Source organism: Paraburkholderia sp. A3BS-1L, from assembly GCF_051125215.1.
GTDB lineage: Bacteria > Pseudomonadota > Gammaproteobacteria > Burkholderiales > Burkholderiaceae > Paraburkholderia.
In genome coordinates this window covers 419,549-438,278 of the sequence record NZ_CP120442.1, presented here as the reverse complement: position 1 = coordinate 438,278, position 18,730 = coordinate 419,549, and the positions used below count along the sequence as shown (strand labels likewise).

Annotated in this window: 13 protein-coding genes; 2 read left to right on the top strand and 11 right to left on the bottom strand. The window is 65.2% G+C overall.

The genetic code is table 11. The features are described 5' to 3' along the window. Positions 1-82: 82 nt before the first annotated feature. Positions 83-1,678 carry an MDR family MFS transporter gene (locus tag P5W99_RS01970; protein WP_421022964.1) on the bottom strand — a complete coding sequence of 532 codons (1,596 nt, stop codon included), beginning with the start codon at positions 1,676-1,678 and terminating at the stop codon, positions 83-85. A 107-nt stretch (positions 1,679-1,785) separates the two neighbouring features. Between P5W99_RS01970 and P5W99_RS01965 the strand changes: the two genes are divergently transcribed. Beyond that, positions 1,786-2,679, top strand: coding sequence for an EcsC family protein (locus P5W99_RS01965; protein WP_421022963.1), 894 nt, complete (start codon positions 1,786-1,788; stop codon positions 2,677-2,679). Here P5W99_RS01965 and P5W99_RS01960 read toward each other — a convergent pair. The 3 genes from P5W99_RS01960 to P5W99_RS01950 form a co-directional block, all read right to left on the bottom strand. Continuing rightward, positions 2,649-3,695, bottom strand: a complete 1,047-nt coding sequence (locus P5W99_RS01960) for an alpha/beta hydrolase (RefSeq protein ID WP_421022962.1) — start codon at positions 3,693-3,695, stop codon at positions 2,649-2,651. The two genes, P5W99_RS01965 and P5W99_RS01960, sit on opposite strands and share 31 nt — an antisense overlap. A gap of 51 nt (positions 3,696-3,746) precedes the next feature. Further along, entirely contained in the window at positions 3,747-4,181 is a 435-nt protein-coding gene (locus tag P5W99_RS01955) for a CHRD domain-containing protein (RefSeq protein ID WP_421022961.1), read from the bottom strand. Between the two features lie 244 nt (positions 4,182-4,425). Then, positions 4,426-5,550, bottom strand: a complete 1,125-nt coding sequence (locus P5W99_RS01950) for a porin (protein ID WP_421022959.1) — start codon at positions 5,548-5,550, stop codon at positions 4,426-4,428. Positions 5,551-6,029: 479 nt separating this feature from the next. Between P5W99_RS01950 and P5W99_RS01945 the strand changes: the two genes are divergently transcribed. Further along, positions 6,030-6,971 (top strand): LysR family transcriptional regulator, encoded by a 942-nt coding sequence (locus P5W99_RS01945; protein ID WP_421073475.1) that lies wholly within the window; start codon positions 6,030-6,032, stop codon positions 6,969-6,971. Between the two features lie 160 nt (positions 6,972-7,131). Here the strand turns inward: P5W99_RS01945 and P5W99_RS01940 are convergent, their stop codons facing one another. The 7 genes from P5W99_RS01940 to hcp all read right to left on the bottom strand — a co-directional run bounded on the left by P5W99_RS01940 (position 7,132) and on the right by hcp (position 18,722). Next, positions 7,132-11,697: an ATP-binding protein gene (locus tag P5W99_RS01940; RefSeq protein WP_434661612.1), complete on the bottom strand. Its 4,566-nt coding sequence runs from the start codon at positions 11,695-11,697 to the stop codon at positions 7,132-7,134. A gap of 119 nt (positions 11,698-11,816) precedes the next feature. After that, the gene (locus P5W99_RS01935; protein WP_421073474.1) at positions 11,817-12,557 is read right to left on the bottom strand and encodes an aquaporin; all 741 of its coding nucleotides are present in this window, start codon (positions 12,555-12,557) and stop codon (positions 11,817-11,819) included. 311 nt (positions 12,558-12,868) lie between these two features. Next, positions 12,869-13,486 carry a response regulator gene (locus P5W99_RS01930; protein ID WP_421025156.1) on the bottom strand — a complete coding sequence of 206 codons (618 nt, stop codon included), beginning with the start codon at positions 13,484-13,486 and terminating at the stop codon, positions 12,869-12,871. A gap of 158 nt (positions 13,487-13,644) precedes the next feature. Beyond that, positions 13,645-14,292 (bottom strand): response regulator, encoded by a 648-nt coding sequence (locus tag P5W99_RS01925; protein ID WP_421022955.1) that lies wholly within the window; start codon positions 14,290-14,292, stop codon positions 13,645-13,647. A 620-nt stretch (positions 14,293-14,912) separates the two neighbouring features. Continuing rightward, positions 14,913-15,884 carry a threo-3-hydroxy-L-aspartate ammonia-lyase gene (locus P5W99_RS01920; RefSeq protein WP_421022954.1) on the bottom strand — a complete coding sequence of 324 codons (972 nt, stop codon included), beginning with the start codon at positions 15,882-15,884 and terminating at the stop codon, positions 14,913-14,915. A gap of 123 nt (positions 15,885-16,007) precedes the next feature. Beyond that, positions 16,008-17,030 (bottom strand): 2Fe-2S iron-sulfur cluster binding domain-containing protein, encoded by a 1,023-nt coding sequence (locus P5W99_RS01915; RefSeq protein WP_421073473.1) that lies wholly within the window; start codon positions 17,028-17,030, stop codon positions 16,008-16,010. 24 nt (positions 17,031-17,054) lie between these two features. Continuing rightward, positions 17,055-18,722 carry a hydroxylamine reductase gene (hcp, locus tag P5W99_RS01910; RefSeq protein WP_421022952.1) on the bottom strand — a complete coding sequence of 556 codons (1,668 nt, stop codon included), beginning with the start codon at positions 18,720-18,722 and terminating at the stop codon, positions 17,055-17,057. Positions 18,723-18,730 lie beyond the last annotated feature (8 nt).

Below are 18,730 nucleotides of genomic sequence, written 5' to 3'. Positions count from 1 at the left end.
GTTCCTGCCTGTCTTCCTGTCTCTGGCGGCGAGCCGTGCGTGCCTCACTGCCTTGTTCTGCGTCCCGACGCATCGCCAGCCCTCAATCGGCGTGGATCACGGGCTCGATCTTGCGCTGAAGCCTGATGGGCGGCACGCGCCGCGTCTGCCAGATCGACACCAGCGCGATCACTGCAGCCACCGCAATCCCCAGATGAATCGCGCCCACCAGCGCCTCGCGCGCGGCCTCCAGCAACGGCGCGCCATTGTGCCCGGCCTTGGCGAGTTCGCCAATCAGCACGTGCTGTGCGTCGCGGTTGATGAGGATCTGCGGGTCGGCGAGCTGGGCGAACCAGTGCGTCGCGTGATCGGCGTCCAGTGCCTTGTGCACGCCGCCCTTGTAAAGCTGGGTGACCATCGTGCCGGTCAGCGCGGTGCCGAACATCCCGCCGATCATGCGCAACGACTGCAGCAGCGCCGTGGCAATGCCCAGATGCTCGCGGCCCGCGGTCTGCTGCGCGAACACGGTGAGATTCGGCATCACGAAGCCGAGCCCGATGCCGCCCACGATCATCAGCGCCATCAAGAGCACGCGCGGCGTGTTGTGCGACGCCAGGGCGACCGCAAAGCAGGCGAACGCGAGCATCCCAAAGCCGATGTAGAGCATCCGGTTCGGATTGCGGATGCGCGACACGACGCGTCCGTTCGCGATGCTGCCGATCGTGATGAACACCACGAGCGGCGTGATGACCATGCCCGCCTCGTTCGGCGTCATGCCGAAGCCGCCCTGGAACAGCAGCGGCGCATAGAACAGCAGCGAGAACATGGTGAAGCCGCCCAGCACCGCCAGCTTGAAGAGCGCGTTGAGGCTCGCGTTGCGGAACATGTCGACGGGCAGGATCGCCTGCGGGCAGCGCCGCTCCCACTGCCACAGCGCCCAGCCCGAGGCCGCGGCCAGCACGAGCAGGCCCAGCGCGGAAAACGTCACGCCGTGCGCGGGCAGCCGCTCGACGAACAGTTGCAGGCTGCCGAGCGTCACGGCGATCAGCAGCGCGCCTGGCCAATCGAGCCGCATGCGCTCCTTGTGCACGACATGGCGCAAATGCGGCAGATAGCGCCAGACGAAGAACAGCGAAAGCAGCCCGACCGGCAGGTTCACGTAGAACACCGAACGCCAGCCGTAATACTGCGTGAGAAAGCCGCCGAGCGAAGGCCCCACCGCGTTGGCGATGCCGAACGCCGAACTCATCAGCACCTGCCATTTCAGGCGCACGACCGAATCAGGAAAGAGATCGGGAATGCACGCGAACGCCGTGCCCACCAGCATGCCGCCGCCGATGCCCTGCAGGCCGCGCGCGAGCACGAGGAACATCATGCTGTTGGCCGCGCCGCACAGAACCGAGGCGCCGGTGAAGACGACGATCGACGCGATCACGAATGGCTTGCGCCCGTAATAGTCGCCGAGCCGACCAAAAATAGGGACGGTGATGACAGAGGTGAGCAGATAGGACGTGGCGACCCACGCGTAAAGCTCGAAGCCGCGCAGTTCGGCGACGATGGTGGGCAGCGCCGTGCCAACGACGGTCTGGTCCAGTGCAACCAGCATGCTCACAAAGGAGACGCCGAGCATCGCCAGCAGCGACTCCCGGAACGGCAGCACCTGCCCGCTCGAATGATGGGCGGCAGTACGGACGGCCATTTTTGATCCCGCAATGATTGATACGTCAAGAATTGAAATCATAGCACGATGCGATCCTCTACACTGGGCGTCGAGGAGCGCTTGCCGAACCGTTTTCCGGGAGATTTATGGGGCCGTATTCTGATTTTTCCGAAGCCGATCTTGCCGCGCTCAAGCGCGCGAAGCACGAACTGGAAACGCCGCCGCTCGGCATGAAGCTCGCCGCGATCGTCGGTGCGCCGGTCGAGAAACTGATCGCCAAGCTGCCCGCCGTGGCCAACGACAAGGTCAACGACGCCACCCAGGCAGCGCTGCGCAAATGCCTGCAGCTGGCGCTCAAGACACTTGGCAAACCGGGCGAGCGGGCGCCCGGGATCGCCGATGCAAGCTCAGCCGCTGAATCGACATCAATCGCCACAACAATCGCACAGCACGCAGGCCCACCGGGCGCGAAGCCGAGCAACCTGCTGCACAAGTTCGCGGTCGCCACGACGGGCGCGGCGGGCGGCGCGTTCGGCCTGTTCGCGTTGCCGGTGGAGCTACCCGTCACGACGACGTTAATGTTCCGCTCGATTTGCGACGTCGCGCGCAGCGAAGGCGAAGACCTCGCGAACGCCGACACTCAACTCCAGTGCCTGACCGTGTTCGGCATGGGCGGACGCTCGGCCGCCGACGACGAAGCCGATTTCGGCTACTTCATCGTGCGCGGCGCGCTGGCGCAGGCGGTATCGAAAGCGTCGTCGGAAATGGCGACCAAGGGCTTCGCCGCGCACGGCTCGACTGCGCTGCTCAAGCTCATGCAGACCGTGGCCGCGCGCTTTTCCGTGCAGGTCAGCGAACAGGTGGCCGCGAAATCGATTCCGGCCATCGGCGCGGTGCTCGGCGCCATGGTGAACACCGTGTTCATCGATCACTTCCAGAACGTCGCACACGGCCATTTCACCGTGCGCAGGCTCGAGCGGCGCTACGGCGAAGCCACCGTCCGCGCGGCCTACGAAGAGATCGACGTCACGCTCGATTGAGCCGCTCGATGCGCGCCCGGTGGTGTGCTCAATTGCGCCCCCGCCCCAGGCTCCGTTTGCATGTGTGCGCTCTTCTGCGCACGGGCGGTGTCGTCGGCCGTCGTCACGCGCTTCACGAAGCGCGCGGTCTCGTCGAGCGCACGCCGCGCCTCGGGCATGAACGGCGCGTAAATCGGCCAGACATGCGGTAGACCGCGCCCGATCTTGCACTCGACACTCACGCCGGCAGCCTGTGCGCGTTCCGCCACCCGGCGCGTGTCGTCGAGCAGCGTCTCGGTGCTGCCCGCCAGCATGAAGAGCGGCGGCAAGCCGTGGAGATCGGCGTAAAGCGGCGAAGCATGGGGATCGGTCGCGCTCGTCTCGCCGAGGTAAAGTGGCGCAACGCGCGCGAACACGTCGCCGCAGAACATGGGATCGCGCCCGTCGTTTTCGCGTATCGACGCGCCTGTGACGGCGAGATCGGTCCACGGCGAGTAGAGCACCGCGCCGGCCGGCAGCGGATTGCCGGCGTCGCGCAATGCGACGAGCGTGGCGAGCGCGAGCCCGCCGCCCGCCGAATCGCCCGCGATCACAAGCGACTGGGCACGCGCGCCGTCAGCCAGCAAGCGCCGATAAGCAGCCACTGCGTCAACCAGTGCCGCCGGAAACGGATGCTCGGGCGCAAGACGATAGTCGAGCGAAAAAAGGTCGGCTTCGGCGCGTGTGGCGAGGCCGAAGGTGATGGCACGGTGCGTCTTCGGCGAGCAGAAGTAATAACCGCCACCGTGCAAATAGAGGATCGTGCGCGGCGCCCCACCCTCGCGCACGAGCCATTCGCCACTCGATGGCGCGTCGGCTGCGTTGCGCTCGCTGGCGGCCCGATACTCCTCGCGTAATTGCCAACCCTTGGGGACCTGAGGCAGCCACACGCGTTTCGCGGTTTGTGCGCGCACGCGTGCGACATCGATCGGGCCGCGCGTCGCCGGAAGAAAGCTGCGGCGCAAGAACCAGCAGATCAACCTGCTTTGCAAACTCATGGGGCACGGCTCCTTGCAATGCGCTCACTACGCGCGCAACCCAGCGGATGCTCAGTTCGCCGGCAGCACCTGCCCGCGAATTTCGCCGGACGGGTTCTGTTGCGTATGCACGTTGAAATACCACTGGCCGGCCATCAGATCGGTGACCTGCTTTTCGTTGAGCGTTGCGGAACCCTTGATCGGAGTGGCAAGTTCACCCTTCGGAATCGGCACCTGTACGTTCGCGTTCTGGCCGACGGGCGCGGGACCATGGAAATGCGCACCGGTCACCGGCCCCGACAGGCCTTCGTAAGTGATGGTCCAGTTCAGCGATTTTGTCGAGGTGTCGAACGTGGCATTGAGCATGCCGTGGCCGTGACTCACACGCGGTGGCACTTCGCTGGAAGGTTCGAGATCGGCCTTCAGCGCAACGGTATCGGCAAACGCGGCACTGGAAGCAAGGACACACAGGGCGAGAGCAAACTGCAGCGGACGAAGCGCTTTCATGGGAATTCTCCGTTTGTTGTGGCGCGCTGCACCATCAGGCGGCAGCCACCTCGTCACATGCTAGAGCAAATCCGGAAAAGGCGTCCGATCCGGCATGATCGACAGCCATGAAAACGCTGGAATGAAAAGTGCGGGACAAAAAAAAGAGCGCCGCGAGCGGCGCTCTTAACCCAAGTACTACCTTCTACTGCTTTTCTTCGTAATGGGTTCTGCAGCCCGGCCGGAAGCCGGGCCGCCCGCATCATTAGAAGCGGTGACGGATACCGGTCGTGACGATACCCTGATTCTTCGACGACGAGTAGTTGTCCGCCCCCTGGTAGCCCACCTGCGTGATGCCCACCGCAGCCTGACCGGCACCCCAAACGCCCACGCCCTCGAGGTACACGTCCGTGCGCTTCGAGAGCGCGTAGTCGGCTTGCAAGCCGAACTGGTTCCAGTGCGCGGTTTGACCACCGCCCGCGTTGGAGAGGATCGAACCGTTCGCGTTGGTATAGGTGTACATCGCGCCGATGCCAAGTGCCGGCGTCAGGTTGTAATGCACGTTGGCTTCGATGTTGTTGTAGCGGATCGACAGGTTGTCGTTCAAGCCGTTCAGGCGCGATTGCGTGAACACCACGCCACCGACAGCAGGACCATAGGTATAGCTCACGCCACCGCCCCAAACGCGCGCGCGCTGGGCGCTGCCGAACAGGCCGAACTGGTCGTTCGTGACCGCACCATTGGGGTTGTTCAAGGTGCCCGTGTTGTTGGCCTGCAGGTAAGCCGCAGCGACGCGCAGGCCGCTGTTGGCGTAGCTCATGCCGGCGCTATACGCGCGGTTGTTCGCGAAGCCTGCCTGGTTAGAGAACGCGTACGCGCCACCGAACTGGAAACCCGAGAGATTTGGGCTGGTGTACTTGATCGCGTTGTTCAGCGAGAACGTGGCATTGCCGTTGTCGTTGTCGCCCACGTGTGCCGTGTACGTGCCGCCCCACGTGCCGACAGCCATGAGCGGGCCAAGGTAGTCGACCACGGAGTCGTACTGGCGGCCGAACGTCAGCGTGCCGTACTGATCCTGCGTGAGACCGACGAAAGCCTGACGGTTGAACAGGCTGCTGTTATTTGCCTGACGGCCGTTCGCTACGTTAATGCCGCTTTCGAGGGTGAAGATCGTCTTCAGGCCGCCACCGAGATCTTCCGTGCCACGCAGGCCCCAACGGCTCTGCTGAATGTTGCCGCTGCCCAGAGCGTATTTGGTGTTGCCATCCACGTTGGTCGTGTAGACGAAGCCGGCATCGACGATGCCGTAGAGCGTCACGCTGCTTTGCGCGTACGACGCCGATGCGAAAGTCGCGGCAACTGCGGCCGCGATAGCCAGACTCTTTTTCATATGCTTCCTTAGATGCAAAGCCTTTCGGCAAAAATAGACGCCGTCGCCGGCAACACGCCGGCTCGCTTGATCCCGCAGCACCGCAAACGTTAGTGCCGCATTGATACGCAGCCCAAAGTTTATTGGCGTCACTTTCAAGCCAGCCATCCCGATCCAAGGCAAAAGTTTTTTTGAAGAAGTCGAATACTGCCGTGACGCTCGGCGCAATCGCTTGCCACTCAATGCACGCGCTTAATCTTGAATTCACGCGCGCGAGAATCGATCACACACTATCCCGATATAACGTTGCCGCCCAGCAACATAATTAATTCAAGACAATTAACGGTTTAGGAACAGTCTCATTCCTTAGGGCATAGCCCTGTCGGTACTATCCGGCAACGCTCGCGTCGCAGTCCTGCGCCGAGCCTCATGTGTACGCAGGCAAACATCGCTTCAACGCAGCCAATCCCGTCAGCCCCATGTCAATGCGACCCAAAACCATGAATCAGCTTCAGGCGATGCGCGTATTCGTGAGCGTCGCCGAACACGGCTCGTTCGGTCGCGCTGCGGCAAGCCTCGATCTTTCGAACGCCGTTGTCACGCGCTATGTCGCACTGCTGGAGGCGCATCTTCACACCCGCCTCATCAACCGCAATACGCGCAGCATTTCGCTGACCGAGGCAGGAAACGCGTATGCCCAGGCGTGCCGTCATATGCTCGAGGACCTGGAGCGCGTCGAAACGCAGATCGCGCATGGCGTGTCTGTGCCCTCGGGCACACTGCGCGTGGTCGCGCACGCCTCGTTCTCGCTGCATGACCTCACGCCGCTGCTCAAGCAGTATCTCGCCGAATTCACACAGGTTCGGCTCACGCTCACGCTGTTGCACCGCCCCGTCGATCTCATCGAAGAAGGCTTCGACGTGGGCATTGTCGCGCCGCGCCAGGTCAGCGGCGGCACACTGATCCGGCGTCCGCTCGTTTCGGTCACGCCGGTTGCGGTCGCCTCGCCCGCCTATCTCGACGGCCGCCGCGCACCGCGGCATCCCGCAGAACTCACGCACCATACGCTGCTTGCGCCGTCCATCGACATTCACGGCAACGAATGGCAGTTCGCGAGCGCCGCTGGCGTGCGTGAGGCGGTGCGGATCGAGCCGGCCTATGCCGTCAACAATTCGGTGATGCTGCGTCAGGCGGCTCTCGCGGGGATGGGCATCACGATCCTGCCGGCAAACCAGGTGGACACCGATCTCGCGCTAGGCACGCTCGTGCGCGTGCTCGACGACTACCAGATCCGCGACGCCGATAAGGAACTCTCGCTCGTCTATCCCGGGCGACGTCACATCCCCGCGAAAACGCGAACGTTCGTGGACTTCACCGTCGAGTGGTTTCGCAGCCAGGACGCTTCTCGCCAGACGATTACCAAGATATCCGGCAATAAATAATTGATCGCTTTTATCTCGATTTCTGGCGGCGCGCGAACTATGCTCTCTTTTGCGAGAAGTGACTCTTCATCGAAGGGTCTCCAACCTTGAACGCGGCTTCGGCCGCGTTTTTTTTCGCCGGCTTTCCGCCCGTGGCCCGGTCCGTGCGCAGGCGGAGCGCTCAGGCGAGCAACGCAGCCTGCTGCTCGATGCCGTCGAGCATCGCGTGGCAGGTGCGGATGAGCGCGAACCCTTCCTCGCGCAATTGCTCCGACGTATGCGTGTTCATGTGAGCGCGCCAGGTTTCGAGCACCGCGAGCAGTGCAGGATAGTGCAGCACGCCCACCGCACCCGCGAGCCGGTGATGCCATTCGCGCAGGCGCGCGATGTCGATGTCCTTCAGCAACTCCGGCAGCAAATCCAGATCGTCGCGCATCGCGCTGACGAACGAGCCCAGCAACGTCTTCACCGTCGCCTCGCTGCCCCACACCTCGATCATATGCGCGAGATCGAGCGGCTCGGCCACGCCCGCTTCGCCGGCTTCGTCCGACATGGCGGCATCGTCGCGCGTTCCGGAGCCGGCGCGCGGACACGGCGCGGCTTGCTCCAGCGCGACACGCAGCGCGTTCTCCGCGCCGAACCAGCGCGCGAGCTGGTCGCGCAGCGTCGCGACACGCGTGGGCTTGATGAGGCACTCGTCCATGCCGGCCTCGCGGCACAGCCGCAAGTTTTCGGGCGCGGTGTTCGCCGTGATGGCGAGAATCGGCAGACGCGGCGTCGCGCCCGCAGCCTTGCCTTTCTTGCGCGCCTCGGCCGCTTCGATCTCGCGTATCCGCCGCGCAAGGTCATAGCCCGATACATTCGGCATATGGCAATCGGTTATCAAACAACCGTAGCACTCCTTCTCCAGCGCCTCGAGCGCCTGCGCACCGTCGTCGACCACGTCGCATGCAAAGCCCAGCAGCGCGAGCTGATGGCGGATCAGCTCCTGATTCACCGGATGGTCCTCGGCGACGAGAATCAGACGCCCCGCCGCGCGCTCCTTCTCGCGATCGGGCGCCGCGAGCACCGTTTCCGCCGCCAGCGCGGGCCGCACAGCGACCGCGGGCAGACCGGTGAGCGCCATCGCACAAGCGGCGCCTAAACCGCGCCACGAAAGCGGATTGACGCTCACCCGCACACCGCTCTCCACCACCCGGTAGCCGCTCGGCTTGGGATTCTCCGTCAGACGGACGACCGGCACGCCCAGCCCGTCGAACACGCCCGCGAGCGCCTCCGAGACGAACACGAGATCGACGCCGCCATGGGCCGTCAGCTTGCGCATGGCGGCGTGGCCGCGCGGGCCTGATTCGATGCGCGTCATCTTCATGCCGAGCGACACGCCGAAATGCATGAGCGCGCCGGCCACGCGGGCATCGTCACACACCACGAGCGCGCGCTTGCCGCGCAAGCCGTTCGCGTGGCCGGCCTGCGCTTCGAGCGGCAATTCGATATGCAGTTCGAGACTGGTGCCCTTGCCGACCTCGCTGCGCAACTCGAGCGTGCCGCCCATCAGGGCCGCGAGCTTGCGACTGATCGTCAAGCCCAGTCCGGTGCCGCCAAAGCGCCGCGTGGTGGAGGTTTCCGCCTGCACGAACGGCTCGAAAAGCTGGGCCTGCGCCTCAGGTGCAATGCCGATACCCGTGTCGGTCACCGTGATCGAGATGCGCTGGCGCCGCGCCTTGCCGCGCGTGCTCGCCACGTCGCGCGCCGTCACGCTCACGCTCACCTCCCCATGAGGCGTGAACTTGATCGCATTGCTGAGCAGGTTGAACAAAATCTGCCGCAGACGCACGCTATCGCCGCGCAGCAGCGCCCCCACGCTGGCCGTGACGTCCACGCGCATCTTGAGTCCCTTCTCGTGCGCCCGCCCCGCCAGCAAGCCCACGGCGTTGTCGACGAGCTCGCGCATGTCGAACGGCTCCGAGGCAATCGCGAGGCGCCCGGCCTGGATCTTCGAGTAGTCGAGCAGGTCGTCGAGGATCTGCAAAAGCGCGCCCGCCGACTCGTGCACCATGCGGACCATCTGCGTCTGATCGGGATTGAGCGGCGTGCGCTCGAGCACCTCCACGAGACCGAGCACGCCGTTCATGGGCGTGCGGATCTCGTGGCTCATCATCGCGAGAAAGTCATCCTTGGCGCGCGACGCGGCCTCGGCAAGGTCGCGCGCGCGCGCGAGTTCGTCGGCACGGGCGTGCTCGACATTCGCGTCCACCGCGTAGCCGCTCCAGACCACCGTGCCGTCTTCGCCGCGCCGCGGCACGAATTCCGCGCGCACCCAGAGCAATCCCGCCGCACCGTGGAAGCGGAATTCGGTGTTCACCGGCGTGAGCAAACGCGCCGATCGTTCGAGCGCCGCCGCAAGCCGCGCGCGATCACGCCGATTCACCCGCGCGAGATCGAGCGCGCTCGCACGCATGAGTTGCGCGGCGGCGTCGCCGAGCAAACGCTGCGTGTCGCCGCCGAGGTATGGGAATGCGTAGCGGCCATCGGTGCCGCGCCGCAGTTGAAATACGATCGCGGGCAGCGAGCGCGTGACGTCCGAGAGCAGCCGCTCGGACGCGCGCGCGCGCATCTCGGCGCGGCGAATCTCGGTGATGTCGATCATCGTGCCGAGCACGCACAGCGGCGCATTGCGTGCGTCGCGGCACAGGCGTGTCCAGAAGATGCCGTGACGTTTGCCGGCTTCGGGTGCGCCGGAACAGCCTGGGCCGTCGAATACGAACTCGATGCGCTGGCCCTTGCCTTCTTCGAGCGTCTTTTTGTAGAGATCGTCCACGCGCAGACTGTTTTCCGCGCCCCACGCCGCCACCGCGGTCCCGGTGCGGCCAAGCACCTCGCCGCGCCGCACGCCGGTCATCTCTTCGTATGCGCGATTCACCGACAGGTAACGGTTTTCGAGGTCGCGCACACCTAGCGGGTACGGAATCATCTCCATCATGGTGTCCTGCAACTCGACCTGCTTCGCGAGCACGTGCTCGGCGCGGCGGCGGCGGCGCATTTCGCGCTGCAAGAGCACGTAGGCCCGCAGCGTCACGAGCAGCACCACGCCGAATGCGATCAGGAGCGGCAAGAGCCTGAGCGCATTGACGCTCCACCCGCCGCTGCGCTCGGCGGCCACCGCCGTCCAGCGGTTGCGAATCTCCTGCTGCTCGACGGGCGACATCGCGTCGAGCGCGCGGTCGATGAGGGCCTTGAGCGGCGCGAGGTCGGTGCGCACCGCGAAGGCCGTCGCGCCATCCGTGCCGATAGCGCCCACCACCTTGAGCGATTCAAGGTACTGGCGGCTGAGCGGTCCGTCGAGTGCCGCGGCGTCGCCAACCAGCAAGTCCGCGTCGTTGCGCTGGACCAGCGCGAGCCCTTGTGCGAGCGTGTCGGCGCGCACCGCGCTCATGAGCGGCACCTCGCCAAACAGCACCTGCGCCGCCGGCGCGTGCGGCGCCAGCACCACCCGGCGACCGGCGTAATCGTTCAGGCTGCGCGCCATCGGCTCGTCTCGGCGGCCAACGATCACGAGCGGATAGCGTTCGAAGGCCTGGGTATAGAGCGTGTCAGCGGGCAATCCGCCATCGCCCACCGTGGTCGCCAGCATGGCAAATTCGCCACGCTGGAACGCGCTGTCCGCATCCGGCCAGCTGGTCGCCGGCACGCGCTCAAAACTCACGCCCAGCTTGCGGCTCAGATAATTGAGGTAGTCGTTCGTCATGCCCGTGACTTCCCCGCGCCGGCTCGCATGGCTAAACGGCAGCCAGTCCGTGTCGATTCCCACCCTCAACGGCGGCAGCGAACGCAGCCATGCGCGCTCGCCGGCGTCGAGGACGAACGGCGGCGAATGCCGCTCCGCGCCGAATCCAGCGCCTTCGGCACTGTCGAGCCAGCGCGCCCGCAGCGCAGCCGCCACGGCTGGCCGCACACCGCCTGCGGCCAAGTTCAACCGATCGCGCAACGCCATCTTCGAGACCGGCACCGCGAAGCGCAACTCGCGCACCTTGATGCGCTCCTCGTAGGCGACCCGCAAACCGCGGTAGTCGTTGTGGCGGGTGAGCTGATAGCGCACGGCAGGCGCGAAACCCGCGTAGACGTCGGCGCGGCCCTCGGCGACGGCATGCATGGACAGGCTCGTGTCGGCAAACGCAAGAATTTGCGCTTGCGGAAAGCGCTCGCGCAACAGTGGTTCGAGGACATAGCCGCTCTCGACGGCGATGCGCGCGCGCGCAAAGCGGTTGGGCGTGGTGGCGATCGCCTCGTTGCCCACGCGCGTGACGAGTGCAACATTACCGCTCAGATAAGGCACGCTGAACGCGAGGCAGCGCTCGCGCTGGACGTTGCGCGCGAGGCTCAAGACGACATCGAATTCAGCGGCGCACGCGCCCGCGAGCAACGCGGTCATATTGGGGTAGACGCGCGGCACGAGCTTCACCCGCGAGCCAACGACGAGCCGCAGATAGTCGGCGCTGAAGCCGCTCAAAGTGTTGCCTTCGAGCCGCTCGAACGGCGCCCAGCCTCCCGCGACGACGCCGACGACGAGCACCTTGGGAAAAACACCCGGCTCGCTCGCCGGGGTTGAGAAATCGACCGTCAGGCCCGACTGGAGCGGTGTGTGGGCCGATGATCCGGCGGACTGCGCCGCGCCGGCTTGCCCGGCGCGCGCAGGACCGCACATCGCGAGGCAAAACAGGAAGCACGCGAACAGCGTCAGGCGAAGCATCTGGGCAAGCGCAGCAATCGGCGCGCGGGTCACCGGCGGCAAAGACGGCAAAGGCAGCACACACCGGACAACCAGTCGAACGGGCGACATCGCTTTCATGGAGGCGTGGGCAGCTGCGCTCAAGCGTCGCCGAGCGCCCCGCCCGCGCTCGCGTCCGGATTTGTCCGACGTTGCATCAGCAACCTGTAACAAATACCCGCAATCACGCCGCCCAGCATCGGCGCCGCCCAGAAAAGCCAGAGTTGATCGAGCGCCCAGTCGCCGACGAAAAGCGCTGGCCCCGTCGAGCGGGCAGGATTGATGCCGCCGTTGCTCACCGGAATGGCAATCAGGTAGATGACCGCGAAACACGCGCCCAGCGCGGCGGGCGCCGACTTGCGGCGTTGCGGTGATGCCGACACGACAAGATGAACGAGCACGAATGCAAACGTCATGACCAGTTCGACGGCAAACACCGCGGCGAATGCGTACTCGGAAGGCGAATGCTCGTCGTAACCATTGCTGCCGAAGTCCGAGACCACGAAGGCGAAGCCCGGCCGGCCGCTCGCGACGGCGGCGAGCAGCGCCGCACCCGCGAGCGCGCCGACGGTTTGCGCAGCGACATACGGCGCGACGTCACGGGCGGGAAAGCGACCCGAAATGGTGTAGCCGATCGTGACAGCGGGATTGAAATGCGCGCTCGACGCGCGCCCCGATGCATAGCTCGCGACGGCAAGCGCAAGACCAAATGCCGCTGCCATGTCGAAGACGTTCCAGCCCTGTGCCGGCGCGCTGGCATTGAGCGCGGCGCTCGCACAGCCCACGAACACGAGCCATGCCGTGCCTGCGCCTTCCACTGCCAAACGCCTACCGAGCTTCATTGTCTTGCCTCCGTGCCTCGCCGCTCCTACCTGCAAACCGGCGCGCGACCCTCTTGCAGGCATGCACGGCGGCTCGCCAGCGATGTCAGAGGCGGAATCGAATGAGAGTCGCGTTGTACGACAGTTCGCGCGTTGAGTGGGAAATTATGATCAGACGACTCTCATTGCCGGATAGGACAACTCTTAAAAATCGGATGACATGACGGGCTTCAGCATGACAAATTCCGACAAACGACAACATGCGCGCCTGTCAGGTTCGCCTCAACCGTTTGAGAAACCGCGGCTATGAGGCGCGTGCGGCCGCGCCCTCATCAGGAGGTCTCGTCCTGGACGACACCGCACTCGATCGCGAATCGATACAGCTCGATGTCGCTGTTGAGCGCGAGTTTTTTCATTGCCGCGCACTTCTGGGCGCTGATGGTTTTGACGCTGCGCCCGAGCAGGCTGGCAATTTCGGTGACGCCGAGCCCACCGGCGTAGTGCGTGAACACTTCGAACTCCCGCCGCGACAGCACTTGATGCACGTGAGCCCGCCGCTGCTCACGCGACGCCTTTTCCAGCAGATCGCGCACCACGGGACCGACGTATTGCTCGTGCGCCATGGCCGAAGCGATGGCAACAGGAATCAGGTCGATGCGGTCGCGCTTGCTGAGCACTGCCTCGACATCGAGTTCGATCGCGCTGCGCAGCGCCGTGGCATCGTTTTCCATGGTGAGCACGACCACGGGCTTGCCCGCATGCTCGCCCTGGAAGCTGCGGATTGCATCGTGTCCCTCCTCGCGCCCTTCGCCTGGCATGTAGAGATCCATCAGCACGAGGTCGAACTCATGCCGTGCGGCCTCCTGAAAGAGTTGCGCCACCGATTGCGCGCGAGCGACGATCCGCACGTTCGGCAGCGTGGCGATCAGGTTGTCGAGCGCGAACAGCACGAGCGGATGATCGTCGGCGACGATGACGCGCACAGGCAACGCCCGATCGCCTACGTCCGGCAACGCCAGCTCCTGCAGGCTGCGCACGCCGCCCTCGCGGCCGAATCCAGACGTCAGGTGGGCAGGCCAGACACGGGCCTGGGTAGTTGGCGGCGAGCTCATAGGAGTCCGTGGGCCCGCACGAAGGCGAACAGGCCTGCATCGTTGTTCACGCCAAGCTTCGCCATGGCATCGCGCTTCTGGCGGCTCACGGTGCGCACGTCCCGATCCAGCGCCCGTGCGATCTCGGTGATCGTACGGCCGTGGACGAACTGACGGACCACCTCAGACTCGCGTGGCGAGAGGCGCGGCGCGCGCGTGCTTTCCGCACGTTCCGCTCCTGCAGCGGCGAGCGCTTCGAGGATCGGCGGACTCACGTAGCGCAGGCCGCTACCCGCGCCGCGCACCGCGCCGGTGAGTTCGTCGATGGGCTCGCTCTTGCGGATCAGCGCCGTGACACCCATGTTCATCACGGCGCGCAGGATGGCGACGTTCGTGATGCTGGTCAACACGACGATGCGGCACTGTGGCCAGTCACGGCACAGGCGCCGCACAAGATGCAAACCATCTTCGGCCTCGCCGGCATCGCCCGGCATGGTGAGATCGGTCAGCACGATGTCGCACGGTACGCATTCGAGTGTGCGAAAAAGCGCGCCCGGGCCTGACGCTTCGCCGACGACCTGTATGTCTCCCGTTGCTTCGAGCGCGGAGCGTACGCCCAGCAGAACGAAAGGGTGATCGTCGGCAAGGACGACTCGTAGTTTCAAGGTGGCTCTCTCTCGATGTAGTAGGGGTATCGGATCGGCCCAAGTGTGCCCGATCTTGTAGCCGGGACTCACGATGCCTGTGTTGCGCGAGGCACAATCTTTCTGGAGCCGTCATCTGAACATCGATTAAAGATTCCCTGAATCAGAGATTTCCGAAACGTCAAAGCTTCTTTAACCGCAAAAAAGATTCAGTTATACGAATCAAATTTAAAGCCTTATTCTCGATTGCATCGAACGTCTTTCGTTATGTCGGAGTATGCCGCACGCTGCGACGGTCAACATGCCGCTTCCACCTTCGCCTTTCCCTTCGACTTGTGCGAATGCGTGACGGCTGTGCTGACGGTATCTGACGGACGCGACGCGCGTGCAAATGCGGGCCACGCCAGTGCCGCACATGCGGATGCCCAAAGCCAGACAGCGGGTGGCCAGCCCAATGCCGATTGCAGTACCGGAATAGCCGAAGGCGCGATCCTCGCCCGTGCCGTCATGTGACGGTATCGCCGAGCGCCGTGATCGAAAGCAGTGCTGATGAAAATACTTTCGACATCGACCTTTCGCTGCGCATGGTGGACACGCGCGGCAAGCGCGCCGGGGCTAGCGCGCAGCCACGTGGCGCCCGATCACGACGCTGCGCCCGTCAGTGCCGCGAAGCGCAGCAAATCGACATTGCCGCCCGAGATCACGATACCCACGCGCTTGCCGCGCACGTCCGCCTTGCGGTGCAGGACCGCAGCCGCCGCGAGGCAACCCGTGGGCTCGACCACGAGCTTCATGCGGCTCGCGAAAAACTTCATCGTCTCGACGAGTTCCGTGTCGCTCACGGTCACGATCTCGCTCACGCGCTCGCGGATCACCGCGAACGTATAGCCGCCCAGATGCTGCGTCTGGGCGCCGTCGGCAATGGTCCTGGGCGTGTCGATGTGGACGATCGAGCCCGCCTGCAGGCTGCGCTGGCCGTCGTTGCCCGCCTCGGGCTCGACGCCGATCACCGTGCAGCGCGGCGCGAGCGCATGCGCCGACGTTGCGCAGCCCGAGAGCAGCCCGCCGCCGCCAAGCGGCGTGAGCAGCACGTCGAGCTCGCCCGCGTCCTCGAATAGCTCCTTCGCCGCGGTGCCCTGCCCCGCCATCACGTGCGGGTGGTCGTAAGGCGGAATGAGCGTGAGGCCGCGCTCGGCGGCAAGACGCTGGCCGAGTGCTTCGCGGTCCTCGGTATAGCGGTCGTAGAAAACGACTTCGCCGCCGTAGCCGCGCGTTGCCTCCACCTTCACCGCAGGCGCGTCCTGCGGCATCACGATCACGGCCTTCACGCCCAGCAGCTGCGCCGAGAGCGCGATCGCCTGTGCATGATTGCCCGACGAAAATGTGATCACCCCGCCCGCCTTCTGCTCCGGCGTGAACTGCGCAATGGCGTTATAGGCGCCGCGGAACTTGAACGCGCCCATGCGCTGGAGGTTCTCGCACTTGAAGAACAGCTCCGCCTCCGCGAGCGCGTTCGCCGTGCGCGAGGTCAGCACAGGCGTGCGGTGCGCGACGCCGCGGATACGCTCGTGCGCGGCGGCCACGTCATCAAAGGAAATCGGAAGTGTGCTCATGGTCGGTGCTCATTGGGTAGGTGGAAGCAGGCGGCGGAATGCGCCTCGCGGGGCAGCGAATTTGACATGATAAAAAAAACCTCGCCCACGGGCGAGGTTCAAGGCAAGACACGAGGCCGAGCGTCAGACCGCAAAGCGTTCGCTGGCAAATTGCGCGGCAGGCACGCCTGCCGCTGCCGCCACTGCCTGTGCGGCACTCACCATGCCGGGCGGGCCACAGACATAAAGATCGGGCGGCTCGTCAGCCGATGCGAGCGCCACTTGCAGCGCCTCGACCGGCGTGCCGTGAAAGCCTCGCCACGCCGAGCCGCCCTCGCGCACGCATAGTTCGACGTGCAATTGCGCAAGCTCCGCCTGCAGCCGCCCGAGTTCTTCGGCCATGAAGAGCTCACTCTCACGGTTCACGCCGAAGAACAGCCGCGCGTCGTTCATTTCCTGAAACTCGGCCATGCGGCGCAGCATCGAGAGCACCGGCGCGAGCCCCGTGCCGCCCGCCACGAACCAGCGCGGGCGCAGGCTTTCCGCAAAGAGGCCGAAGCCGCCCTGCGGCCCATGCACGGTGAGCGCGTCGCCCACCTGGGCACGCTCGCGCAGGTATGACGAAAACACGCCTTCAGGACGCAGGCGGATCAGCAGCTCGAGCCGCCCATCCCAGTTGCTCGTGTTGGCGAGCGAGAACGGCCGGCGCACGCCGCTTTCAGGCAGCTCCAGTTCGACGAATTGCCCCGCTTCGAACTCGGCGGCGCTGCCGTGGGCGTCGTCGGGTTCGAGACGCAGTTCGAGGCGGAGCGTATCGTCCGCGAGCGTCTCCAGTGCCGCGATGCGCGCACCACGCACGGCGACAGGCTGCAACAGTACCTTCGTGCCGTCATAGGGCGCGGCAATGCTCAAGTCGCTGCGCGGCGTCGTGCAGCACAGCAAGACCGCGCGCGGATCGGCTGGCGGCAGCGCATCGACACTGTGCGCGCCGAGCGTGTAGTCGCCTTCGGCCACGCTCGCATGGCACGCGCCGCAACTGCCGCGCCGGCACTGCGACGGCAGCGTGATCTGCGCAGCCGCGGCCGCAGCCAGCACGTCCTGCTCCGGCTCGCAGGCAAAAGCGAACGCCTGGCCGTCGCGCGTGGTGATTTCGATTCGATAGCTCATGAATGCCTCAGCGCCGATGCGTTTTTACGCTGCCTTGCGTTCAAGCGCGGCGGCAAGATCGGCGTGCGCGTCGCCGATCGGCTGAATCCCGAACTGCTCGACGAGGATCTGCAGCACGCCCGGCGTGAGGAAAGCCGGCAAGGTCGGTCCCAGGCGGATGTTGCGAATACCGAGCGAGAGCAGCGTCAGCAGCACCGCGGCGGCCTTCTGCTCGAACCACGAGATCACGAGCGAGAGCGGCAGGTCGTTCACGCCGCACTCGAAAGCGTCTGCAAGCGCGACGGCAATGCGGATGGCCGAATAGCTATCGTTGCACTGACCGAGGTCGAGCAGACGCGGAATGCCGTCGATGTCGCCGAACGCGTGCCGGTTGAAGCGGTACTTGTTGCAGCCCAGCGTCATGACGACGGTGTCGTCGGGCGCGGCCTCGGCGAAGTCGGTGTAATAGTTGCGGCCGGGCGCTGCGCCGTCGCAACCGCCGATCAAAAAGAAGTGGCGGATCTGGCCGGCCTTCACGGCGTCGATTACCTTGTCAGCCACGCCGAGCACGGTATGGCGAGCAAAGCCGATCGTGATGGTTTCCTCGGGCGCCGTCTCGTGAAAGCCGGGCAAGGCGAGCGCCGCCTGCACGAGCGGCGCATACGCGCCATGTTCGAGATGGCGCACGCCGGGCCAGCCCACCGGACCGGTCGTGAAGACGCGTTGACGGTATTGCGGCAGCGGCTCGATCAGGCAGTTCGAGGTCATCAGCACGGGGCCGGGAAAGTTTGCGAAATCCGCCTGCTGGTCCTGCCACGCGCCGCCGTAGTTGCCGGCGAGGTGCGAGTAGGCCTTGAGCTTCGGATAGGCGTGCGCGGGCAGCATCTCGCCGTGCGTGTAGATCTGCACGCCGCTATCCCTGGTGGCTTCGAGCAAGGCTTCGAGGTCGCCCAAATCGTGGCCGGAAACGAGGATCGCCTTGCCCGCCACCGGCGTCATGCGCACGACCGTGGGCTGCTGGTTGCCGAAGCGGCCCGTATTGGCGGCGTCGAGCAATTCCATCACCTTGAGGTTCAGGCTGCCGAGCGCGAGCGAATGCTCGAGCAGTTCGCTGGCCTCCTCGGGCTCGCGCGCGAGGAATTCGAGCGCGGCTTCCACCCCTGCATACACTTCTTCGCTTTCGTAGCCGAGCACGCGGGCGTGATGCGCATAGGCGCAAACGCCCTTCAAGCCGTAGAGCACCAGTGCGCGCAGGCCGACGATGTCGGCGCCCAGCGTGTCGAGCCCCGCATTCACGCCCACGAGCCTTGCTTGCGCCTGCAACTCCGCGATGTTCGCGCCAGGTTGCCAGCGCGCCGGGCCGGCCGGCTCCTGCACCGCCACGCCTTGCGCAGAGGCCTGCGTCTCGTAGGCCTGCTTCACGCGGTCGCGATGCTGTGCGGCTTCGCGCAGCATTCCCACGAAGCGCGCCGCATTGAAGTTCACATTGGTCAGCGTCGTGAACATGGCGTAGAGGATGAAGCGGTCGGCTTCGCGGTCGGCGCTGCCGACGCCGCGCGCGAGCGCGTTGTACTGGGCGATGCCCTTGGCCGCGTGGATCAGCAGGTCTTGCAGGTCCGCCGTGGTGGCGTCCTTGCCGCAGTTGCCCTTTGCCGACGCGCAACCTGGCGTTGCGTTGCTGCGGTCGGTCTGTTCACATTGATAGCAAAACACGGCTTTCT